We start from the raw sequence: 382 nt of genomic DNA, 5'->3' as shown, positions 1-382 counted from the left end.
ACCTGGGGCTGACCAACGATGAAGGCTGGCGCATCGAGATCCCGGGCCTGCCGGAGCTGACCGACGTCGGCAGCCAGCGTTGCCACGACGAGTCCGAAACCAAGTGCCTGATGCCGCAGCTCGGCTCAGGTCCCACCAGCGACAACCAGGGCTCCGGCTTCTACAGCAAGGCCGACTACATCGACCTGGTGCGTTACGCCAAGGCCCGCGGCGTGACCGTGATCCCCGAGATCAACATGCCGGCGCACGCCCGTGCCGCCGTGGTCTCCATGGAGGCGCGCTACAAGCGTCTGCTGGCGGAAGGGAAGGAAGCGGAAGCGAACCAGTTCCGTCTGACTGACCCGGATGACACCTCCAACGTCACCTCGGTGCAGTTCTACGA

At 65.2% G+C, this 382-nt stretch carries 1 protein-coding gene; it reads left to right on the top strand.

The window, feature by feature from the left end:
• Window positions 1–382: family 20 glycosylhydrolase (locus ACEWB7_RS18745; RefSeq protein WP_411581195.1), on the top strand; the 382-nt coding region annotated here is incomplete at both ends.

This window comes from Acinetobacter sp. NIOH-H-8 (assembly GCF_046635365.1).
Lineage (GTDB): Bacteria > Pseudomonadota > Gammaproteobacteria > Pseudomonadales > Moraxellaceae > Acinetobacter.
The sequence above is the reverse complement of the archived record's forward strand: the minus strand, read 5'-3'. Positions and strand labels throughout refer to the sequence as shown.